A 20375-nucleotide genomic window follows, 5' to 3' on the forward strand; every position below is an offset into this window, starting at 1 on the left:
CACCTCAGCCCCCTGTGGAAGCGGGCTTGCCCGCGAAGAGGCCATCACATCCAGCCTGGATGCCACAGAGTTCACACAACAGATTGGTATCCAGATGCTTCTCCACCAGATCCGCCAGCCGCTCGATATCGCGTTCGCGCAAGCCGTGGTAATCCACCTCCTGCACATCGTTCAAACCGGCCCAGCGCAACAACGCCGCACTGGCCTCCGGCGATTCGAACAAGCCATGCAGGTAGGTGCCGAAAATCTGTCCATCGAGACTTTGCGCACCATCACAGCGGCCGTCGTCCAGATGCACAGCGGCGTTTTCCAGCGCAGCTCCCGTCGTCACACCCGCATGAATTTCGTAACCGCTGACTTCGGCATCTTCCAACGCCAGACGCCCGCGCACATTGCGCAACTGCTTCTCGGCTTCGAGCTGCGTTTCAAACGCCAGCAACCCCAGACCGGCGCTGGAACCCGGCGCGCCTTCCAGGCCCAGCGGATCGTGTACTTGCTCGCCGAGCATTTGCAGACCGCCGCAGATCCCCAGCAATTTGCCGCCGTAACGCAGATGACGACTGATGGCCGCTTCCCAGCCATTGGCCCGCAGATACGCCAGGTCACTGCGCACGCTTTTCGAGCCCGGCAGGATGATCAGATCGGCCGGCGGAATCGCTTGCCCCGGGCCGATGAATTGCAGATCCACCTGCGGATGCAGTCGCAATGGATCGAAATCCGTGTGGTTGCTGATGCGCGGCAGAACCGGCACCACCACTTTCAGGACTTGTTCGGCCTTGTCGGTCTGGCGCTGGTCGATGCCGTCCTCGGCTTCCAGATGCAGATCCATCACGTACGGCAGCACGCCCACCACCGGTTTGCCGGTGCGCTGTTCCAGCCAGTCGAGGCCCGGTTGCAACAAGGCGATGTCACCGCGAAAACGGTTGATGATGAAGCCTTTGACCCGCGCCTGCTCGCTCGGCGACAGCAGTTCCAGCGTGCCCACCAGATGGGCAAACACGCCGCCACGATTGATGTCGGCGATCAGCAGCACCGGGCAATCCACCGCTTCGGCGAAGCCCATGTTGGCGATGTCGCCGGCACGCAGGTTGATCTCTGCCGGCGAACCCGCGCCCTCGACCATCACCAGCGGATAGGCGGCGCTCAAGCGCTCATGGGAGGCGAGCACGGCCTGCATGGCGATGGCTTTGTAGTCGTGATAGGCGACGGCGTTCATGCTGGTGACAGCCCGGCCATGGATGATGACCTGGGCGCCGGTGTCGCTGTTGGGCTTGAGCAGCACCGGGTTCATGTCGGTGTGCGGTTCAAGATGCGAGGCCTGCGCCTGCACCGCTTGGGCCCGGCCGATCTCGCCGCCATCGGCAGTCACCGCGCTGTTGAGCGCCATGTTCTGCGGTTTGAACGGCACCACGGCCACACCCTGGCGGGTTGCCCAGCGACACAGCGCCGTCACCAGCGTGCTTTTGCCGGCATCGGAGGTGGTGCCCTGCACCATTAATGTGGTCATGCTGGTTTTTTTTCCATAGAGCGGTCCAGGGCGAATGCTTGCAGGGCTTGCTCAAGACGCGCCTCATCGGCGGCATTGGCGGGCAGGCCGAAACGCAGGCTGCTGTTGTGCACGAAAAGGCGCAGGAGAATGCCGCGTCGGGCCATGAATTCGTGCAGCGCGGTCGCGTGCTCGGTGATCAGCCACTGAAACAGCGCGCAGCCGCCCTGAGGTTTGAAGCCGTAGCGTTCGAGCAGCGCAGCCAGCCGTTCACTGACCTCGTCGCTGCGGATCCGTTGGCGGGTATGGCCTTCGGTGTCTTGCAGACAAGCCTGGCCCAGCACGCGGGTCGGCCCACTGACGGCCCAGGGTCCGACCTGTTCGGCCAGCAACCGGAGCAACTTGCGTTCGGCGAGCACGAATCCCAGCCGCACACCGGCCAGACCGAAAAACTTGCCGAACGAACGCAACACGATCAGACCGACCTGATGGGCATGCGGAGCAAGGCTCAGTTGCGGCGTGTTGTCCATGAACGCTTCGTCGACCACCAGCCAGCCGCCGCGCTGGGCCAACCGCGCATGCCAGTCGAGCAACCGCGCCGGGGTCAGGTTCAGGCCCGTGGGGTTGTTCGGATTGACCACCACCAGCACGTCGAGGCTGTCGAGAAAAAAGTCGACCTCCTGCTCCAGCACTTCACGCACGATATAGCCGCTACGGCGCCAGGCTTCGGCATGCTCGGCATAACACGGCGACAGCACGCCGACCTTGCCGGCCCGACGCAATCGCGGCAGCAACTGGATGGCCATCTGCGAACCGGCCACCGGCAACACTTGCGCGGCACCGTAGTAGTCGCACGCTGCCTGCTCCAGACCGTCATCGTTCTCCGGCAAGCGCGCCCAGGCCCGCAGCGGGATGTCCGGGACCGGAAACGGCCACGGCGCCAGACCGGTGGACAGGTCGAGCCAGTCCTCTTCCGCGATGCCGTATTCGAGCGCCGCCCTGCGCAACCGGCCACCGTGCTCAAGCATAGAATTCAGCCCCCACGCAGAGAATCAGCAGCCATAACCATACCCCGCGCTGGACCAATTGCCAGCCGCGATCAATGGAATCTGCATCCGCCGGCACGCCCTCGCCCAACTGCGGACGCTCGTGCAGCTCGCCGTGGTAAATCGCCGGCCCGCCCAGCTCGACGCCCAAGGCACCTGCGCCAGCCGCCATCACCGGGCCTGCATTCGGGCTGTCCCATTTTGGCGCCTGGGTGCGCCAGCATTTCAGCGCCAGTCGGGTCTTGCCCAGCAGCGCGTAGGTCAACGCCACCAGCCGCGCAGGAATGTAGTTGAGGACGTCGTCGATCTTCGCCGCCGCCCAGCCGAAACGCTCGAAACGCTCATTGCGATAGCCCCACATCGCGTCGAGCGTGTTGCTCAGGCGATAGAGCACCACACCCGGCGCACCGGCCACAACAAACCAGAACAGCGCGGCGAACACTGCATCGCTGCCGTTCTCCAGCACCGATTCAGTGGCGGCGCGGGCGACAGCGGTGCTGTCCAGCTCACTGGTCTGGCGGCTGACCAGATAACCCACGCGCTTGCGCGCCTCTTCCAGATCATCACTGCGCAGGGCCTTGGCCACCGGCTCGACGTGCTCGCCGAGGCTGCGCATGCCGAGGGCGCAATACAGCGCAAGAATCTCGACGATCCAGCCCACATACGGCGCCCAGGACAATGCCGTGGCGAGCAGGGTCAGCGGCAGCACTGCAATCACCCACGCGGTGACGCCATGGCTGCGCCAGCCGCGCCCACCGCTATTGAATCGTTGCTCGATGCGCCCGGCGAAATTACCGAACGCCACCAGCGGATGCCAGCGTTTCGGTTCACCCAGCAGCGCATCCAGCGCAACCGCGGCGACACTCAACAACGCCACACTCATTGACTCACTCCCCAGAAATTTTCATACAGCAGCTCATTGAGCGGACGCGCCTGCGCCCACCCTTCGAGTACCAGCATCGGCGCCGGATAGAATTCCTTGACCGGCCCCAGACAAAGAACCGCCAGCGGCTTGGCCCCGGCCGGCAGTTTCAGCAGATCGGCCAGCGCCTGCGGTTCGAAGAGCGACACCCAGCCCATGCCCAGGCCTTCGGCGCGCGCGGCCAGCCACAGGTTCTGGATCGCGCAGGACAATGAGGCCATGTCCATTTCCGGCAGCGTGCGGCGACCGAAAATATGTCGCTCGCGATCATCCATCAAAGCGGCGACCAGCACTTCGGCGCAGTCGTTGATGCCTTCGACCTTAAGCTTCATGAACTCGTCGCTGCGCTCGCCGAGGGCTTCGGCGGTGCGTACGCGTTCTTCTTCAACAAGGTTCTGGATCTGGCCACGCAAGGCGCGATCGCTGATGCGGATGAAGCGCCATGGCTGCATCAGGCCGACGCTCGGTGCCTGATGTGCGGCTTCAAGCAATCGGCGAAGCAATTCAGGCTCGACCGTGCCGCCGCTGAAGTGGCGCATGTCGCGACGTTCGGCGATAGCGCGATAGACCGCTTCGCGCTCGGTTTCAGTGAATGCGTTGTCGGTCATGGCACCAACAGTGCGGCAATCGCCGACGGATTCGACGGAAAATAAAAGTGCACGTATGAGGCAGTCATCCGCCCTTGCCGATACACCGCTTCCGCACCGCGCCCGCCATTGGGGCTGTGGCCACGGGCAATCGGCGTCAGTTCGGTGGTGGTCAGGGAATGGTGATAAGTGTGGCCGCGCAGCAAGCCTTCCGGCAGTTCGACCGATTGCAGAGCCAGCGCAGCCAGACGCTTTTGCATCACCGCATCACCCTTGAGCAAACCGACCAGTTCGGCGCGAGTGCCTTCGACATCGGTCAGCGAGTCGAGCAGATACAACATGCCGCCACATTCGGCGAGCAGCGGTTTGCCGGCGGCGTGATGCGCGCGAATCGCTTTGAGCATGTCTGCGTTCTGCGACAAGGCAACGTGGTGCAATTCCGGATAACCGCCGGGCAGGTAAACGCTGTCGGCGTCGGGCAATTGCGTGTCGCGGATCGGCGAGAAGAAACGCAACTCCGCGCCCATCGCCCGCAACAGGTCGAGACTGGCGCCATAGGTGAAAGCGAAGGCTTCGTCACGGGCGACGGCAATTCGTACGCCTTCGAGCAGTCTTTCGGTCTTGACGATTTCAGGCGCGGCGAATTCGACGGCCGGTGGCAGCGCTACCTCGCAGGTGCTGGCCAGCGCTTCGGCGGCGGCGTCGAGACGCAGGTCGAGATCATTCAGTTCGCTGGCCTGCACCAGGCCGAGATGACGGCTTGGCAGTTCGATCCCGGTTTCCCGGGACAACGCGCCGTACCAGCGCAGGCCTTCGGTAAGACTGCCTTCCAGCAACTGCGCATGGCGCACGGTGCCGACGCGGTTGGCCAGCACGCCGGCGAACGGCAGGTCCGGCTGATAGCGCGCCAGGCCCAGCGCCAAGGCGCCGAATGTCTGGGCCATGGCCGTGCCGTCGATCACGCCAAGCACCGGCACGCCGAAATGCCGCGCCAGATCGGCACTTGATGGCGTGCCGTCGAACAAGCCCATCACACCTTCTATCAGGATCAGATCCGCTTCGGCGGCGGCTTCCCACAGCAATCGACGACTTTCCTGCTCGCCGACCATCCACATGTCCAGTTGATAGACCGGCGCACCGCTGGCGCGCTCGAGGATCATCGGGTCGAGAAAGTCCGGGCCGCACTTGAAAACGCGGACCTTGCGCCCCTGATTGCGGTGCAGACGGGCCAGTGCGGCAGTAACGGTGGTCTTGCCCTGACCAGAGGCCGGCGCGGCGATCAGTACCGCCGGGCAGTGACGTGGTTGATTCAAAGTTCGACGCCTTTCTGCGCTTTGATACCAGCCTGGAAGGCGTGCTTGATCATGCCCATTTCGGTGACGGTGTCGCCCATCTCGATCATTTCCGGCTTCGCGGCGCGACCGGTGACGATCACGTGCTGCATTGGCGGACGGGCCTGCAGATCGCTGAGTACCTGATCCAGATCCAAGTAACCGTGCTTGAGCGCAATGTTCAGCTCATCGAGCACCACCAGGCCGATCGTCGGGTCACGCAACAGTTCGCGGGAGACTTCCCATGCAGCCTCGGCGGCGGCGATGTCGCGCTGGCGATCCTGGGTTTCCCAAGTGAAGCCCTCGCCCATCACATGAAAACGTACCTGCTCGGGGAAACGGCGGAAGAACAGTTCCTCCCCGGTGCTGTTGCGACCCTTGATGAACTGCACCACGCCGCACTGCATGCCGTGCCCCATCGCGCGGGCGAGCATGCCGAACGCCGAGCTGCTTTTGCCTTTGCCATTGCCGGTCAACACCAGCACCAGGCCGCATTCGTCTGGCGAATTGGCGATGCGCTCGTCGATCACGGCTTTTTTGCGCTGCATGCGCGCCAGGTGGCGCTCGTCGCGCTCGGGGGAATCAGTCATGGGGGAGCTCTCCGTTGAGGCTGGATAACGGCGGGCAGGCACAAGAATAGACGGCAACAAGCCTGGCATCGCCCACCGTGATGCCGCTGGATGGATCAGGCCGGTCTCCGGGCTCATGAGCGGCCCAGGCCTGGCTGCGCGCCTTCCCGCTTTGCAGCAGTGGCATCGAACGCAGCTTTTACTCATTTACCGTTGCGGGGGCAGCGCCGGGATCGTGATGGCTCTTCGCGTGAAGACCATCCTCACCGGCTTCCCTGTTTCACTCTGTCGACAGCGGTCACAGAGCACCTGAAACAAGCCGCGAAGGTTAGAGGGTTGGGGGTGGAGCGTCAAATGAAGAGGCCCCCTGAAAGCGAATAACTGCCGTCGATCAATTATCTGACGCCAATCTTGTGCCACACTGTCAGCAGTGATATCAAAGAGCCATGCTTTTTGAATGCAGAGAGCACATCACAATAACAAGGGAGAGCACCATGCAAGGCACGATCATCAGCAATCCGCGGCTGGAATTCCTGCGCCCGGTGCTGGAACGCTGGTTTGACTGTATCGACCGTTACAACGCCGTGCGCGGCGACAACGACACGCCTTACTGGCACGACGAAAAAGCCAACCTCGGCCTTCTGTCAGCCGCCGCATGGATGGCCGAACTGGTCACCCTGCGCGATACCGCCACACGCAAGCAGAACGAGGAAGGCGAGCGCAATGCACGTGCCGACCTGTTCCTGGCCGGCCCCGAAGATCGCGCTTATATTCAGGCGACGCAGCGCTGGCCGCGCGTCAACAGCCTGAATCTGACCCAGGCCCTGGCCGATATCACCAGCGACGCCAAGCGCATCAGCTACGCCAGCGATCTCAAACTCGGCTGCCTGTTCGTCGCACCACAAAAAGCCCAGCACAGCGCCAGCCCGGAAGAACTGCAGGACATGGTCGACGACCTGCAAAAGGAACACACCTGCGCCGTGGCCTGGTACTTCCCTTACGCCTACCGCAAATTGCGCAGCGAAGCCGGCAACTACCATCCCGGTATTGCCGTGTTGTTCAAGGAGGCGCGCGGCTGAGCGGTTGAACCATCGGGCTCGCGCACTTCTCTATGATTAGGAATGCATTCATAGGGAAGATCAGTAATGCGCAAGCCCCACCTCGTTTTCGTCATCGCACTCGCCGGAGGGCTCACCGCCTGTGGTGAATCCTCCAGCCTGCAAGTCTCGGACGGCACCGGCCCGTCCCCCAAACTGCCCGAACCAAACAAGACCCTGATTCCGACGGTGAACATCGCCCCGGCGATCGGCTGGCCGGCCGGCGCGAAACCGACGCCAGCGGCAGGTACTCAAGTGGCGGCGTTTGCCGAAAATCTCGATCACCCACGCTGGCTCTACGTGCTGCCCAACGGCGATGTGCTGGTGGCGGAAACCAATGCCCCGCCAAAACCGGACGACGGCAAGGGCATACGCGGCTGGGTGATGAAAAAAGTCATGGGGCGCGCCGGCGCCGGGGTTCCCAGCCCGAACCGCATTACCCTGTTGCGCGATACCGATCACGACGGCGTGGCGGAAACCCGCACGGTGTTTCTGCAAAATCTGAATTCTCCGTTCGGCATGACCCTGGTCGGCAACGATCTGTACGTCGCCGACACCGACCGCTTGCTGCGCTTCCACTACGAACCCGGCGCAACCGAGATCAAAAGCCAGCCGATCAAGGTCGTGGATCTGCCGGGTGGCCCGCTCAACCATCACTGGACCAAGAACGTCATTGCCAGCAAGGACGGCAGCAAGCTGTACGTCACAGTCGGCTCTAACAGCAACGTCGGCGAAAACGGCCTGGATCAGGAAGAAGGTCGCGCGGAAATCTGGGAAGTGGACCGCGCCACCGGCAATCACCGGATCTTCGCCTCCGGCATTCGCAATCCCAACGGTCTGGCCTGGGAACCCAAAAGCGGCGCGCTGTGGACAGCGGTGAACGAGCGGGACGAGATCGGCAGCGACCTGGTGCCGGACTACATCACCTCGGTCAAGGACGGCGGCTTCTATGGCTGGCCATTCAGCTATTACGGCCAGCACATCGATGTGCGCGTAGAACCACAGCGGCCAGAGATGGTGGCCAAGGCCATCGCTCCCGACTACGCGGTCGGCCCGCACACCGCTTCACTGGGCCTGACCTTCGCCGAGGGCAACACACTGCCGGCGCAATTCAAGGAAGGCGCATTCATCGGCCAGCACGGCTCGTGGAACCGCAAGCCGCACAGTGGCTACAAGGTGATCTTCGTCCCGTTTGACGCCGGCAAACCGAGCGGAACGCCAGTCGATGTGCTGACCGGTTTCCTCGACAAGGACGAGAACGCTTTGGGTCGCCCGGTCGGCGTGGTGATCGACCAGCAAGGCGGGCTGCTGGTGGCAGATGATGTGGGGAACAAGGTGTGGCGAGTGTCAGCCGCCAAGTAGCCCGGCCCTGAAACAAAAAAACCTGTGGGAGCCAATGTGCTCCCACAGGTTTTTTATTGCTTCGAATGACTAGGGGTTATGCGCCAGATGCTCCGGCTGCAGCACACGCTTGGCACTCAGGTAGGCCTTCTGCCAATACGCTTTCGACAGGCTGTCCAGCTTCACCGTGCCACCGGTGGCCGGGGCGTGAACGAAGCGCCCTTCCCCGACGTAAATCCCCGCATGGCTGACCTGAGAGCCGCCATTGGTAGCGAAGAAGATCAGGTCGCCGGTCTGCAGCCCTTCCTTGCCGACATTCGGTGCCTGCATGACGATCAACTCGCGCGTGGAGCGCGGCAGGGTGATGCCAGCAGCATCGCGGTAGACGAAGCCGATCAGGCCACTGCAATCGAAGCCCGAATCCGGCGTGTTGCCACCCCAGCGATAAGGCGTGCCCACAAGCCCGAGTGCGCGGAACAGCACGTCTTCGGCGGCAGGAGAAAAGGCCTGGGAGGATCCGAACACAATCGGCGCGCGAACCACTGGGGCTGGCGGCGGAGTGCGACTGGCGCAAGCGCTGAGCAGCGCTGCGAAGAACATCAAGGTGAGGCGGGCCGACATCGTCATAAGCAGAACATCCTGATCTGGCTGCGGCTTTTACTGCCGATTCGACAGAAAACAAAACCGCCTGCGTTGGGACGCAGGCGGTTTGCCATCAATATAGATGAGGATTCTAGCGGCTACGCGGCAAACTTCAAGTAAGACTTTAACTTCACCTTGTAAAGTTTAAGTCTATTACCCCTGAAGGACCGCTTGTCGCCACGAGCGTGGCGACAAAGACGTGATTACTTGCGAGCGGTAACCACGGTTGGAGCGTTCGCCAAAGCGCGTTTGGCTTCGATGAAGGTCTTGCTCCAGTAGCTGTCACCCAGGCTGTCGATGCGGACACCGCCACTGCGACGACTGCTGGAGTGGATGAACTGGTTGTCGCCCAGATAGATCCCGGCGTGGCTTACACGACCGCGACGACCATTGGTGGCGAAGAACAGCAGATCGCCCGGCTCGAGGTTGCTGCGCGATACCAGCGGAGCATCCACGTTGATCATTTCGCGGGTAGAGCGTGGCAGGTTCATGCCGGCTTCTTCGCGGAACAGGTAGCCGATGAAACCGCTGCAATCGAACCCGGCTTCAGAGGTACCGCCGAAACGGTAACGGGTACCGATCAGGGACATGCCGCGTTCAAGAATACTGTCTGCCAGAACCGGAAGCTGGTAAGGCTTCTTGCCGTTGAAGGCGGCCAGTTCCTTTTCGGTGTCCAGCTCTTCCTGATAAATAACGGAAGACTGGGCGGTGGCAGAATTTTTAGCCTGTTGCTGCTCTTGATTAACAGGTGAATGAGCAGCGCAACCGAACAACAGGGTGACGAGTGCGAGAGGCACGAGGGGTGCGAAGCGCTTTAGCATGGGCACGACCGTGGCTGATAGTTGTAAAGAAGCCGAGACTATGCCCGCTATCAGCCTCATTTGCAAATTCAATCGATCTTTTTGTGACTTCTCGGTTTCTCGTTTACATCTAAGCGCTTAAGCCTATTTGAATCGAGACGCAGCCTGTGCAGTGCACAGGAAAGCGGATTTTCTGGCGCCTGAAATATGCCAAAACCCGCTGAAAGCCCCGGTTTTACCAGCCCAGGGTTTCCTTCAGGAAGGGAATGGTCAGCTTGCGTTGAGCCTGCAAAGAGGCCTGATCGAGTTGCTCTAGCAGGTCAAAAAGCGCGCTCATGCTGCGGGTCCCGCGAGTCAAAATAAAATGCCCGACTTCATCGGTCAGATGCAGACCGCGACGGGATGCGCGCAATTGCAAGGCACGCAATTTGTCTTCATCGGAAAGAGGACGCATCTGGAAAATCAGCGCCAGGGTCAGGCGTGATTTCAAGTCAGCCAGTTTTACCGGCAGTTCACGCGGTGATGTAGAGGCAGCGATCAGCAACCGGCGACCGCTGTCGCGCAGACGGTTGAACAGGTGAAACATCGCCTCTTCCCAGTCAGGCTTGCCGGCGATTACCTGCAAGTCATCCAGGCAGACCAGTTCGTACTGTTCAAGATTGTCGAGAATTTCGATGCCGCGATCCATCAACTCGGCCAACGGCAAGTACACCGCCGGCTCGCCCATCTGTTCGAAACGCAGGCAAGCAGCCTGCAACAGATGCGTACGCCCTACCCCGTGCTTGCCCCACAGATAAATGAGGCTTTCGGTCCAGCCGGCGTCGGCTTCGCATAGACGCTCGACATAGCCGAGTGCAGCGGCATTTGCGCCTGGGTAGTAGTTGATGAAGGTGGCGTCGTCACGCAGACGCACACCTAGGGGCAGCTGAATCGGTTTCATGCTGACTGAACAGTTCCCAAGGAACCGTTAGTGGCCTCTGTGTAAAGTGTGCGAAGTTTATACCCGTGAAGCGGAGCGCACAATGCGACAGACCCCAAGCAAAATCAAAGGTTTGCGTTAACACGCTGGTTTTATGACAGTTTCTTTGGCGCACGGGTGCCAGCATTGCCTGCATGAGACGGGCCAACCCGGCAATCCACCGGGCGCCCCTTCACCGCCTTACAGCTTCGGATCATCCACTCCGCTATACATATCGGAGTCCTTGTACAAGTCATGGACGTGGCGCACCAACACCATGATCACCGCCGCCACCGGTAACGCCAGCAGCACACCCGTGAAGCCGAACAGCTCGCCGCCCGCCAGGATCGCAAAGATCACCGCCACCGGATGCAGGCCGATTCGATCACCGACCAGCAATGGGGTCAGCACCATGCCTTCCAGCGCCTGACCGACCATGAACACCGCCACGATCCCGATCATCGGATACAGATCACCACCGAACTGGAACAGCCCGGCAATCAACGCCGCACCGATCCCGATCACAAACCCCATATATGGCACGATGGCCGCCAGACCGGCGATCAGGCCGATCAACAGGCCCAGTTCCAGGCCGACAATCATCAGGCCCGCCGCATAGATCACGCCCAACGCCAGCATCACCAGCAACTGGCCGCGCACGAAAGCGCCAAGCACCTCGTGACACTCGCCAGCCAGAGCCACCACACGCTCTTCGCGGTCACGCGGCAACAGGCTGCGGATCTTGGCCATCATCACGTCCCAGTCGCGCAGCAAGTAGAAACTCACCACCGGGATCAGCACCAGATTCGCCAACCAGCCGATCAGCGCCAGACTTGAGGCCGTGGCCTGACTCAGCACCACACCGACGATGTCGGTGGTCTGGCCCATGTGTTCGGTGATCGCCGCCTTGACCTTGTCGAATTTCCAGAAGCCCTCCGACAGCCCCAGCTTCGACTGCGCCCATGGCAGCGCCGTGTGCTGCAGCCAGTCGAGCATCTGCGGTGCCAGCTCATACAGGCGCAGTAACTGCTTGGCGAGCATCGGCACCAGCACCAGCAACAGCGTGGTGACGATCAGGGTGAACAAGGCGAACACCGCAATCACGCCCCAGGTGCGGGACAAGCCAAGCCGCTCAAGACGATCCACCAAAGGGTCGAACAGATAAGCGAGCAACAGCGCCACCAGAAACGGCGTGAGGATCGGATGCAGCAACCAGACAAACGCGCAAAGCAGGAGCACCCCACCGAGCCAGAACCAACGCCGCGTATCGGCCATGTAACACTCCATTGCTTCTATATATGAAAGAAAAACCTACCAGCGAAACCGCAACGACGGCGCCGCAGGTGCCGGTGCCGGCGCAACGACAGGCGCACCGCCCGGCACTGCGGGTTGCGGAGCCACCGGAGCCGGCGCCTCAGCCGGCATTTCCTGCAACTTCGCCAGCGACAACTGTGCCCGCAGTTGGTCGGCACTGCCGTTCACCCGATACACAATGCGATCGGCATCGACACTCTGCAGCCGCACACCAAATGGCTCAAGCATCCGCAACAACGTCGCGTAATGCTCCAGATTCATGCCTTGCACTTCCAGAGTCTGCTGACCCGAAGCGCCAGGCTTGGCGACAAAACGAGGCGCCAGACGCTCGGCGACCGCCAGCATCACAGCATCGGCGACGGCGGCTTGATCAGCCCCTTGCACGCTGCCGGCTTCCTTTTGATCGCCCAGCCACAAATGCCATTTGGCTTGCCACTGACCGCCTTCTTCGCGTGCATGCACGGCGAGCAAGGCGTCAGCGCTGTAACGCTCAGAAGCTGCATGCAACGGCGCGGGATCGGTGCCTTCGAGCGTTGGCGCGGTCGCGACCAGTTGCTCGCTCAGATCCGCCAGCGGCAGGCGCAACGGCAACCCTCGGTGCTGGGCGGCACGCCGCAATGGCGCGGCACTGGCCTGACCGTCGCCCACCAGGCTCGAACCTTCGGCGGAGTCGTTCAGCCACCAGCTCAGGATCGACGGCCGGCTCGCGCCCCACAGCGCCAGCCCGGCGCGGCGCAATGCCTGCTCGGTGGTGGCCGGGTCGAAATCGACCTTCAACACTTCAGGCGGCCCGGCATCGAAGCCAAACTGACTGATGATCTGCTGCGGATCCTTGCGAATCGGCGCCAGCCCGGGGTTCTGTGGCGCCTTCGGGTCACCGGTGAGACGCAACACCAGCGTGTCGAGCGCGGACTGGGTGGCGCGATCACGCTCCTCCGGCGACTGGCCGTTGACCGGTTCGCGCACCTGATAAAGCCCTTTGACGTTTTCGGCCTGGCTCGCCAGGCTGACCAGAGACAAGCAGCCCACAAACAGCAATTTAAACAAACGCATGGAGAATTCCCGTCGACAAGAGCGGCTGGAACAGGCCGCGTGAAACGGATTGAGCAAGCCTGTGACCACTGGCCGTTGCAAAACATTCACACGCTGGCGATAAGTTTTTGCACAGCCCTAACGATAGACGGTTCCTTATACAGGCACCCGTGATGTCACCCACAGCTTCATTTGCAAAAAATTTCGGCCGATATGCCCCTGCCCGTCGGCGTGAGGATGGCCGCTGCCCCTCAAGCCTGATAAAATCGCGCGCCTTCGCAGACCGGCAACAGCCGGGCACCCCGAACTTCGCGTGAGGCAATCGCCCCTGTCGGATTCGGCGTTCCCGCTGGACTCGGTCGTTACCCCTGAATCCCCTCCCCTAAAGGCCTGGATCATGAGCAAGCAACCCTCCCTGAGCTACAAGGACGCCGGTGTAGACATCGACGCCGGTGAAGCATTGGTCGAACGCATCAAGAGCGTCGCCAAGCGCACTGCGCGCCCGGAAGTCATGGGCGGACTGGGCGGTTTCGGCGCCCTCTGCGAAATCCCGGCCGGCTACAAGCAGCCAGTACTGGTTTCCGGCACTGACGGCGTTGGCACCAAGCTGCGTCTGGCGCTGAACCTGAACAAGCACGACAGCATCGGCCAGGATCTGGTCGCCATGTGCGTCAACGACCTGGTGGTGTGCGGCGCCGAGCCGCTGTTCTTCCTCGACTACTACGCCACCGGCAAGCTGAACGTCGACGTTGCCGCCACTGTCGTCACCGGTATCGGTGCCGGCTGCGAACTGGCCGGTTGCTCCCTGGTCGGCGGCGAAACCGCTGAAATGCCTGGCATGTACGAAGGCGAAGACTACGACCTGGCCGGCTTCTGCGTCGGCGTCGTGGAAAAAGCGGAAATCATCGACGGCTCGAAAGTGGCCACCGGTGACGCCCTGATCGCCCTGCCATCGTCCGGCCCACACTCCAACGGCTACTCGCTGATCCGCAAGATCATCGAAGTGTCCGGCGCCGACATTGAAACCGTTCAGCTCGACGGCAAGCCGCTGACCGAACTGCTGATGGCCCCGACCCGCATCTACGTGAAGCCGCTGCTCAAGCTGATCAAGGACACCGGCGCCGTCAAGGCCATGGCCCACATCACCGGCGGCGGCCTGCTGGACAACATCCCGCGCGTTCTGCCAAAAGGCGCTCAAGCCGTGGTTGACGTGGCCAGCTGGACTCGCCCGGCGGTCTTCGACTGGCTGCAAGAGAAAGGCAACGTTGACGAAACCGAGATGCACCGCGTGCTGAACTGCGGCGTGGGCATGGTGATCTGCGTGGCTCAGGAGCACGTTGAAGTTGCCCTGAACACCCTGCGTGACGCTGGCGAACAGCCTTGGGTCATCGGCCAGATCGCTGCCGCTGCCGAAGGCGCTGCACAGGTCGAGCTGAAAAACCTCAAGGCTCACTAATGCCTAATACCTGTGATGTCGTGGTGCTGTTGTCCGGCACCGGCAGTAACTTGCAGGCTCTGATCGACAGCACGCGGACTGGCGACAGCCCGGTCCGCATCGCTGCGGTGATTTCCAACCGCGCCGACGCCTACGGCCTGCAACGCGCCAGCGACGCGGGTATAGCCACCCGCTCGCTGGATCACAAGGGATTCGAGGGCCGCGAGGCCTTCGATGCCGCCCTGATCGAACTGATCGACGCCTTCAAGCCCAAACTCGTGGTACTGGCCGGTTTCATGCGCATTCTCAGTGCTGACTTCGTCCGTCATTACCAGGGTCGCCTGCTCAACATCCACCCGTCGCTGCTACCCAAATACAAAGGGTTACACACTCATCAGCGCGCGCTGGAGGCCGGCGACGCCGAACACGGCTGCTCCGTGCACTTCGTCACCGAGGAACTCGATGGCGGACCACTGGTCGTACAGGCAGTAATACCGGTAGAGTTGCACGATTCGCCGCAGAGTCTGGCGCAACGGGTTCACGTTCAGGAACACCTGATCTACCCGATGGCCGTACGCTGGTTTGCCGAAGGACGGCTGACCCTCGGCGAGCAAGGTGCTTTACTGGATGGCCAGTTACTCGGGGCCAGCGGTCACTTGATTCGAAACTAGGAGATTTTATGCGTCGCGCCCTGCTCTTCGCTTGCGCTCTGCTCGCCCTGCCTTTCGCCCAGGCGGCAGACCTTCAACCGTTCTCCGCCAGCTACACAGCCGACTGGAAACAGTTGCCCATGAGCGGCACTGCCGAACGCAGTCTGACCAAGGAAGCCAACGGCGTCTGGAAGCTCACCTTCAAGGCTTCGATGATGATCGCCAGCCTGTCCGAGGAAAGCACCCTGACCCTGGACAAGGACACCCTGCTCCCGCAGTCCTACCACTTCGAACGTGGCGGTCTGGGCAAAGCGAAAAAGGCTGATCTGGACTTCGACTGGACCACCAAAATGGTCACCGGCACCGATCGCGGCGACGCGGTGAAAGTCCCGCTGAACCGTGGCATGGTCGACAAGTCCACTTACCAGCTTGCACTTCAGCATGACGTTGCCTCCGGCAAGAAGACCATGAGCTATCAAGTGGTCGACGGTGGCGATGTCGATACCTATGACTTCCGCGTCCTGGGTACCGAGAAAGTCGAAACCAAGGCTGGCAAGATCGACGCCATCAAGGTCGAGCGCGTGCGCGACCCGACGCAAAGCAAACGCACCACCGTGATGTGGTTCGCCAAGGACTGGGACTACCTGCTGGTCCGCCTGCAACAGGTCGAAACCGACGGCAAGGAGTACAACATCATGCTCCTGGACGGCACGGTCAACGGCAAGACTGTCAAAGGCAGCTGATCCAACAAAAAGCCCCGCAAATGCGGGGCTTTTTTTCGCCTGTCGATCGGTGATCAAACCGAGAACTTCGCCACCATGTTGTTCAGATCCACCGCCAGCCGCGACAATTCCTGGCTCGCGGCGCTGGTCTGATTGGCCCCGGCCGAAGTCTGCATCGCCAGATCGCGGATGTTCATCAGATTGCGGTCCACCTCCCGCGCCACCGCGGCCTGCTCTTCCGACGCACTGGCGATCACCAGATTGCGCTCATTGATCAGGGTGAACGCCGAAGCAATTTCCTCCAGCGCCACCCCGGCAGCTTTCGCCAGATCGAGCGTCGAACGCGCACGGACATTGCTTTGCTGCATCGAACTGACCGCCGAATCGGTGCCCTGCTGGATGCCGCCGATCATCTGTTCGATTTCCTGAGTCGACTGCTGAGTGCGATGGGCCAACGCCCGGACCTCATCGGCCACCACCGCGAAACCACGCCCGGCGTCACCGGCGCGTGCCGCTTCGATCGCTGCGTTCAATGCCAGGAGATTGGTCTGTTCGGCAATCGAGCGGATCACCTCCAGCACTTTGCTGATGCTGTAGACCTTCTGCGCCAGATCCTCCACCTGCGTGGCATTGGCAGTGACATCGTCCGCCAGCAGCTCGATGGACGACACGGTCTGCTGCACTTGCTCACGGCCATGCTGGGCGATGCGGTCCGACTCGCGCGACGCCTCGGAAGTCGCCACGGCGTTGCTGGCAACCTCCTCCACCGCAGCGGTCATCTGATTCACCGCCGTAGCGGCCTGCTCGATCTCCAGGCTCTGCTGATGCAACCCGCGCGTCGCATCTTCGGTCACGCAGCTCAGCTCTTCAGAAGCCGAGGCCAATTGACTGGAAGACTCCGAAATCCGCCGGATGGTGTCGCGCAGGTTGTGCTGCATGCTTTTGAGCGCGTGCAGCAGCCGCGCCGGCTCATCCTTGCCGATAATACTGATATCGCCAGTCAGGTCGCCGCCAGCCACCACTTCGGCAACCCCCAGCGATTGCGAGAGCGGCACCACGATGCTGCGGGTCAGCAGCAGCGCCAGACCAATGGTGATCAACGCAGTGATACCGATCATCACTCCGACCCAAACCCGCGAATTGATGAACACCAGGCGCGCAGCCTCAGTGGCGAGGTTGGCATTGTGCTTGTTCAGCTCCACCAGCTCTTTAAGGGTCACAGCAATGTCATCGGCCAGCGGGCTCATCTGCGCATTGAGAATGCTCGCCGCCTCTTCCACCCGGTTTTGGGCCGACAGCGCCATCACTTGGGCCTGAAACTCCAAATACTTGTGTTCGGCCACCTTGAAGCGGTCGAACAGCGCCCGCTCTTCCGGCAACACGATCAACACGTCGTAGCGCTGCTGGGCCTCGCTCAACACACCGCGCAGCTCGTTGAGCTTGCCGACATTCTGATCAAGCGCCTGAGGATCGCGATTGAGCAGCAGGCGCATGGTCAGGGCGCGCAGGCGCAGCATGTCCTGACTCATTTCACCCACCGCCATCACACTCGGCAGCCAGTTGTTGTCGACCTCATCGGACTGGGCACGCATGTTCGACATCTGCATCAGGGCGAACGCGCCAAGGCCAAACACCATCAGCGCCAACAGGCCGAAGCCCAGCCCCGCACGGGGGGCAATATTGAGACTACGGATACTCATTGCTCTGGTTCCTTCCAAAAGCGCTGCATCAACCCTGCAGCTGGCTGCTTTAGAAGGTATCGGCCCGGCGAAAATTTGCGTAAGACCAAAACGTGATATCAAAAGGCCTTAATACTTCGAACTCTCGGCATTAACGATTCAGCGAAGGTTTGCCGGACTTGAACGCTGTTCGCGGCAAGATCAACGGCAAGTTACCTGTAAACCTTGAAACAGGTCGACAGACGAAACACCGACACAAGTATTCCTCGGCCTACCGGCATAACCTGCCGCCCTGCCGCGCACCGGCAAGAAAGTGGAACGCGCCCCCTGTGGGAATGCTCTATACCTGCAAGGTCTTATTTGATCGAATGACTTTTCCTACTGCTTGCGAGGTTCACATGACCGTCACCGTCAATACCATCTCCGCCGAAGGTTTCCGTCACACCGTCCAGATCGATGAGCATGAACTGTTTGCCGATGTTCCGACGACTGCCGGCGGCGAAGGCTCGGCTCCGGAGCCGCACGATTATTTCGACGCCGCCCTCGGTGCCTGCAAGGCCCTGACGCTGAAGTTGTACGCAAAGAAAAAAGACATCCCGCTCACTGGCGTCGGTGTCGAGGTCAAGCGCGACAACAGCCAGGAACAGAAAGGCAAATACGCCCTGCACGTCACCCTGACGCTAAAAGGTGTACTCACCGACGCACAGCGCGAAGAACTGTTGCGAGTCGCTGATCGCTGCCCGATCCACAAACTGATGACCACCAGCGAAGTCACCATCGAAACCCATGCCCCACAAGGCTTCGACAGCCAGTAATCACCAAGACGACACCGGCGGGTTATGCTCCACGCATCACCCGCTCAGCCTGGAATGGACCATGGACACCCAACCCCTGATCATCCGCCCACGCGCCGAAGACGTCGAAGGGCAGCCGATCCTGCGCCCGTTGCCGTCAGCAAAATGCCGCAGCGTCGGGCCCTTCGTGTTTTTCGATCACATGCTTGAAACGGTTTATCCCGCCGGCAAAGGGATGAACATCCGACAGCATCCGCACATCGGCCTGTCGACCCTGACCTATTTGTTCGAGGGGCAGATCCAGCACAAGGACAGCCTCGGCTCCGATCAAGTCGTCAGCGCCGGCGATGTCAGCTGGATGACGGCAGGCAGCGCGATCGCCCACGTCGAGCGCACACCCGAACCGCTGTGGGAACAAAGCTTCAAGATGCACGGGCTGCAAATCTGGCTCGCCTCGCCCAAGGAACACGAACAGGGTCCCGGGCATTACAGCCATCACCCGGCGTCGACATTGCCGGTCAGCGATAACCTCGGCGTGCAGATCCGCATGATTGCCGGGTCAGGCTTTTGTCTGGAATCACCGGTGCCGGTGCTTTCTCCGACGCTGTATGCCGAACTGAAGATGCAGACTGCAACCACCCTGCTGATCCCGACCGAACATGACGAGCGGGCGCTCTATGTGTTGAGCGGCGATGTGCAGTTGAATGGCGAAGCGGTCGAGCCGCATGCGCTGGTGGTGTTGCCGGCCGGGGAAGAGATGAGCCTGTTCGCCGAGAGCGACAGTCATGCCGTACTGTTCGGCGGCGCACCACTGGACGGGCCACGGCGGATCAACTGGAATTTCGTTGCGAGCGATCCGGCGGCCATCGATGAGGCGCGGCGCAAGTGGGCGGTTGGGGATTGGCCGACGGTGCCGGGGGAAGTCGAGCGGATTGAATTGCCGCGTTAACCGCCTGCCCTCACCCCAGCCCTCTCCCAAGGGTAGAGGGAGCCGACCGAGGTGTCTTGCATCATACTTCGACCTGAAAGACCGAGTCGATTATGGATTCAGCTAAGCAAGCTCAGGTCGGCGTAGTTCTGGAATATGCCCCAATCAGTCCCCTCTCCCTCAGGGAGAGGGTTAGGCGGGCGGCGTTCCGATGAGGGGCTTTTGCTCTTAAGGCTTTTGCTCTTAAGGCTTTTGCTCTTCAGGCTTCAACCCTTGAACACTTCTTCCAGCAAGTCATGCATCGACCTGAACGCCCGCGCAGCGGTTTTCGCGTCGTACATCATCTTGCCCGGCACGTTGGCGTGCGGATCGGTGAACGAGTGCACTGCGCCGCCGTAGCTCAGCAATTGCCAGTCCACGCCAGCCGCATTCATCTCGTCTTCAAATGCCGGCAACTGCTCTTTCGGTACCAGCGGATCAGAAGCGCCGTGCATCACCAGCACCGAGCCCTTGATGTTCTTCGCATCCGCCGGGTTCGGCGAATCCAGCGTGCCGTGGAACGATACCGCAGCCTTGACCGCTGCACCGGTACGGGCCAGATCCAGTGCACAGCAACCGCCGAAGCAGAAACCGAACACCGCCAGTTTCGAAGTATCGACTGCGGCTTCGCCCTGCTTCTGCAATTGTTCGAACGCAGCCTGCATACGCTTGCGCAGCAACGCACGGTCATTCTTCAGCGGCATCATCGCCGCGCCAGCCTGATCGCCGTTCTGCGGACGCACCGCTTGCCCGTACACATCGGCGATCAGCACCACGTAGCCCTTGGCCGCCACCGATTTGGCGATCTCTTCAGCGCCAGCGCTGACACCCATCCAGTTCGGCGCCATCAGCAGGCCCGGACGCGCGCCCTTGTGCTCGGCGTCGAACGCCAGGCGACCTTCATAAGGCTGGCCGTCAATCTGATAGACCACGGAACGTACAGTGACTTGGCTCATTTCTGACTCCAGATTGGTTGAATTCCAGAATGAAAAAACCCGCCGAA

General features: G+C 61.3%; 20 protein-coding genes and 1 riboswitch. Of the genes, 7 read left to right on the plus strand and 13 right to left on the minus strand.

Annotation, left to right across the window (positions count from 1 at the left end; translation table 11 throughout):
- Window positions 1-4 precede the first annotated feature (4 nt).
- From ACW9HX_RS16265 to cobO, 6 genes are read right to left on the minus strand one after another with little or no spacing between them, the layout of a single operon-like run.
- A complete protein-coding gene (locus ACW9HX_RS16265; RefSeq protein WP_457381387.1) occupies window positions 5-1507 on the minus strand; it encodes a cobyric acid synthase in 1503 nt (500 codons plus the stop codon).
- The gene (gene cobD, locus ACW9HX_RS16270; protein WP_457381388.1) at window positions 1504-2514 is read right to left on the minus strand and encodes a threonine-phosphate decarboxylase CobD; all 1011 of its coding nucleotides are present in this window, start codon (window positions 2512-2514) and stop codon (window positions 1504-1506) included. The genes ACW9HX_RS16265 and cobD overlap by 4 nt, the downstream gene beginning before the upstream one ends.
- On the minus strand, window positions 2507-3415 hold the full coding sequence (gene cbiB, locus ACW9HX_RS16275; RefSeq protein ID WP_457381389.1) for an adenosylcobinamide-phosphate synthase CbiB: 909 nt from the start codon (window positions 3413-3415) through the stop codon (window positions 2507-2509). Before cbiB ends, cobD begins: the two co-directional genes overlap by 8 nt.
- Complete coding sequence (gene bluB, locus ACW9HX_RS16280; protein ID WP_102620380.1) at window positions 3412-4062, minus strand: 5,6-dimethylbenzimidazole synthase; 651 nt, start codon at window positions 4060-4062, stop codon at window positions 3412-3414. Before bluB ends, cbiB begins: the two co-directional genes overlap by 4 nt.
- Window positions 4059-5354 carry a cobyrinate a,c-diamide synthase gene (locus tag ACW9HX_RS16285; RefSeq protein WP_457381390.1) on the minus strand — a complete coding sequence of 432 codons (1296 nt, stop codon included), beginning with the start codon at window positions 5352-5354 and terminating at the stop codon, window positions 4059-4061. The genes bluB and ACW9HX_RS16285 overlap by 4 nt, the downstream gene beginning before the upstream one ends.
- Window positions 5351-5962 (minus strand): cob(I)yrinic acid a,c-diamide adenosyltransferase, encoded by a 612-nt coding sequence (gene cobO / locus ACW9HX_RS16290; RefSeq protein WP_457381391.1) that lies wholly within the window; start codon window positions 5960-5962, stop codon window positions 5351-5353. The genes ACW9HX_RS16285 and cobO overlap by 4 nt, the downstream gene beginning before the upstream one ends.
- Window positions 5963-6043: 81 nt before the next feature.
- Window positions 6044-6269: riboswitch (cobalamin riboswitch) on the minus strand.
- Window positions 6270-6435: 166 nt separating this feature from the next.
- On the opposite strand from cobO, the gene ACW9HX_RS16295 reads away from it, so the two are divergent.
- Both ACW9HX_RS16295 and ACW9HX_RS16300 read left to right on the plus strand, forming a co-directional pair.
- Window positions 6436-7020: a hypothetical protein gene (locus ACW9HX_RS16295; RefSeq protein ID WP_457381392.1), complete on the plus strand. Its 585-nt coding sequence runs from the start codon at window positions 6436-6438 to the stop codon at window positions 7018-7020.
- 66 nt (window positions 7021-7086) lie between these two features.
- On the plus strand, window positions 7087-8400 hold the full coding sequence (locus ACW9HX_RS16300) for a PQQ-dependent sugar dehydrogenase (protein ID WP_457381393.1): 1314 nt from the start codon (window positions 7087-7089) through the stop codon (window positions 8398-8400).
- 69 nt (window positions 8401-8469) lie between these two features.
- Here the strand turns inward: ACW9HX_RS16300 and ACW9HX_RS16305 are convergent, their stop codons facing one another.
- The 5 genes from ACW9HX_RS16305 to ACW9HX_RS16325 all read right to left on the minus strand — a co-directional run bounded on the left by ACW9HX_RS16305 (window position 8470) and on the right by ACW9HX_RS16325 (window position 13146).
- Entirely contained in the window at window positions 8470-9006 is a 537-nt protein-coding gene (locus ACW9HX_RS16305; RefSeq protein ID WP_457381394.1) for a C40 family peptidase, read from the minus strand.
- Between the two features lie 218 nt (window positions 9007-9224).
- Complete coding sequence (locus ACW9HX_RS16310; RefSeq protein ID WP_096822988.1) at window positions 9225-9842, minus strand: C40 family peptidase; 618 nt, start codon at window positions 9840-9842, stop codon at window positions 9225-9227.
- Between the two features lie 214 nt (window positions 9843-10056).
- Window positions 10057-10761, minus strand: coding sequence for a DnaA regulatory inactivator Hda (hda, locus tag ACW9HX_RS16315; protein ID WP_025111852.1), 705 nt, complete (start codon window positions 10759-10761; stop codon window positions 10057-10059).
- Window positions 10762-10980: 219 nt separating this feature from the next.
- The gene (locus ACW9HX_RS16320) at window positions 10981-12054 is read right to left on the minus strand and encodes an AI-2E family transporter (RefSeq protein ID WP_457381395.1); all 1074 of its coding nucleotides are present in this window, start codon (window positions 12052-12054) and stop codon (window positions 10981-10983) included.
- Window positions 12055-12090: 36 nt separating this feature from the next.
- The gene (locus ACW9HX_RS16325; protein WP_457381396.1) at window positions 12091-13146 is read right to left on the minus strand and encodes a DUF2066 domain-containing protein; all 1056 of its coding nucleotides are present in this window, start codon (window positions 13144-13146) and stop codon (window positions 12091-12093) included.
- Between the two features lie 376 nt (window positions 13147-13522).
- Here ACW9HX_RS16325 and purM point away from each other — a divergent pair, with 376 nt between their 5' ends.
- The 3 genes from purM to ACW9HX_RS16340 are packed head-to-tail and all read left to right on the plus strand — an operon-like array spanning window position 13523 to window position 15953.
- The gene (gene purM, locus ACW9HX_RS16330) at window positions 13523-14581 is read left to right on the plus strand and encodes a phosphoribosylformylglycinamidine cyclo-ligase (RefSeq protein WP_202371112.1); all 1059 of its coding nucleotides are present in this window, start codon (window positions 13523-13525) and stop codon (window positions 14579-14581) included.
- Window positions 14581-15231 (plus strand): phosphoribosylglycinamide formyltransferase, encoded by a 651-nt coding sequence (gene purN, locus ACW9HX_RS16335; protein WP_457381397.1) that lies wholly within the window; start codon window positions 14581-14583, stop codon window positions 15229-15231. The genes purM and purN overlap by 1 nt, the downstream gene beginning before the upstream one ends.
- An 8-nt stretch (window positions 15232-15239) precedes the next feature.
- Window positions 15240-15953: a DUF3108 domain-containing protein gene (locus tag ACW9HX_RS16340; RefSeq protein WP_457381398.1), complete on the plus strand. Its 714-nt coding sequence runs from the start codon at window positions 15240-15242 to the stop codon at window positions 15951-15953.
- Window positions 15954-16006: 53 nt separating this feature from the next.
- On the opposite strand, the gene ACW9HX_RS16345 is transcribed toward ACW9HX_RS16340, so the two are convergent.
- Window positions 16007-17632, minus strand: coding sequence for a methyl-accepting chemotaxis protein (locus tag ACW9HX_RS16345; RefSeq protein WP_457381399.1), 1626 nt, complete (start codon window positions 17630-17632; stop codon window positions 16007-16009).
- A gap of 377 nt (window positions 17633-18009) precedes the next feature.
- Here ACW9HX_RS16345 and ACW9HX_RS16350 point away from each other — a divergent pair, with 377 nt between their 5' ends.
- Together ACW9HX_RS16350 and ACW9HX_RS16355 are read left to right on the plus strand one after the other, a co-directional pair.
- A complete protein-coding gene (locus ACW9HX_RS16350; RefSeq protein WP_096822982.1) occupies window positions 18010-18426 on the plus strand; it encodes an OsmC family protein in 417 nt (138 codons plus the stop codon).
- 61 nt (window positions 18427-18487) lie between these two features.
- A complete protein-coding gene (locus ACW9HX_RS16355; RefSeq protein ID WP_457381400.1) occupies window positions 18488-19354 on the plus strand; it encodes a pirin family protein in 867 nt (288 codons plus the stop codon).
- Window positions 19355-19599: 245 nt separating this feature from the next.
- Here the strand turns inward: ACW9HX_RS16355 and ACW9HX_RS16360 are convergent, their stop codons facing one another.
- Entirely contained in the window at window positions 19600-20328 is a 729-nt protein-coding gene (locus ACW9HX_RS16360) for a dienelactone hydrolase family protein (RefSeq protein ID WP_457381401.1), read from the minus strand.
- Between the last annotated feature and the right edge of the window lie 47 nt (window positions 20329-20375).

Source organism: Pseudomonas sp. SDO52101_S400, from assembly GCF_054071635.1.

Excerpts from the sequence above, each read along its gene's own strand:
- ACW9HX_RS16355 (WP_457381400.1), top strand. The coding sequence starts at position 18,488 with ATGGACACCCAACCCCTGATCATCCGCCCACGCGCCGAAGACGTCGAA.
- ACW9HX_RS16350 (WP_096822982.1), top strand. The coding sequence starts at position 18,010 with ATGACCGTCACCGTCAATACCATCTCCGCCGAAGGTTTCCGTCACACC.
- ACW9HX_RS16300 (WP_457381393.1), top strand. The coding sequence starts at position 7,087 with ATGCGCAAGCCCCACCTCGTTTTCGTCATCGCACTCGCCGGAGGGCTC.
- purM (WP_202371112.1), top strand. The coding sequence starts at position 13,523 with ATGAGCAAGCAACCCTCCCTGAGCTACAAGGACGCCGGTGTAGACATC.
- ACW9HX_RS16345 (WP_457381399.1), bottom strand. The coding sequence starts at position 17,632 with ATGAGTATCCGTAGTCTCAATATTGCCCCCCGTGCGGGGCTGGGCTTC.
- ACW9HX_RS16295 (WP_457381392.1), top strand. The coding sequence starts at position 6,436 with ATGCAAGGCACGATCATCAGCAATCCGCGGCTGGAATTCCTGCGCCCG.
- ACW9HX_RS16360 (WP_457381401.1), bottom strand. The coding sequence starts at position 20,328 with ATGAGCCAAGTCACTGTACGTTCCGTGGTCTATCAGATTGACGGCCAG.
- cobD (WP_457381388.1), bottom strand. The coding sequence starts at position 2,514 with ATGCTTGAGCACGGTGGCCGGTTGCGCAGGGCGGCGCTCGAATACGGC.
- cobO (WP_457381391.1), bottom strand. The coding sequence starts at position 5,962 with ATGACTGATTCCCCCGAGCGCGACGAGCGCCACCTGGCGCGCATGCAG.
- ACW9HX_RS16320 (WP_457381395.1), bottom strand. The coding sequence starts at position 12,054 with ATGGCCGATACGCGGCGTTGGTTCTGGCTCGGTGGGGTGCTCCTGCTT.
- ACW9HX_RS16305 (WP_457381394.1), bottom strand. The coding sequence starts at position 9,006 with ATGACGATGTCGGCCCGCCTCACCTTGATGTTCTTCGCAGCGCTGCTC.
- ACW9HX_RS16340 (WP_457381398.1), top strand. The coding sequence starts at position 15,240 with ATGCGTCGCGCCCTGCTCTTCGCTTGCGCTCTGCTCGCCCTGCCTTTC.
- bluB (WP_102620380.1), bottom strand. The coding sequence starts at position 4,062 with ATGACCGACAACGCATTCACTGAAACCGAGCGCGAAGCGGTCTATCGC.
- hda (WP_025111852.1), bottom strand. The coding sequence starts at position 10,761 with ATGAAACCGATTCAGCTGCCCCTAGGTGTGCGTCTGCGTGACGACGCC.
- ACW9HX_RS16325 (WP_457381396.1), bottom strand. The coding sequence starts at position 13,146 with ATGCGTTTGTTTAAATTGCTGTTTGTGGGCTGCTTGTCTCTGGTCAGC.
- purN (WP_457381397.1), top strand. The coding sequence starts at position 14,581 with ATGCCTAATACCTGTGATGTCGTGGTGCTGTTGTCCGGCACCGGCAGT.
- cbiB (WP_457381389.1), bottom strand. The coding sequence starts at position 3,415 with ATGAGTGTGGCGTTGTTGAGTGTCGCCGCGGTTGCGCTGGATGCGCTG.
- ACW9HX_RS16265 (WP_457381387.1), bottom strand. The coding sequence starts at position 1,507 with ATGACCACATTAATGGTGCAGGGCACCACCTCCGATGCCGGCAAAAGC.
- ACW9HX_RS16310 (WP_096822988.1), bottom strand. The coding sequence starts at position 9,842 with ATGCTAAAGCGCTTCGCACCCCTCGTGCCTCTCGCACTCGTCACCCTG.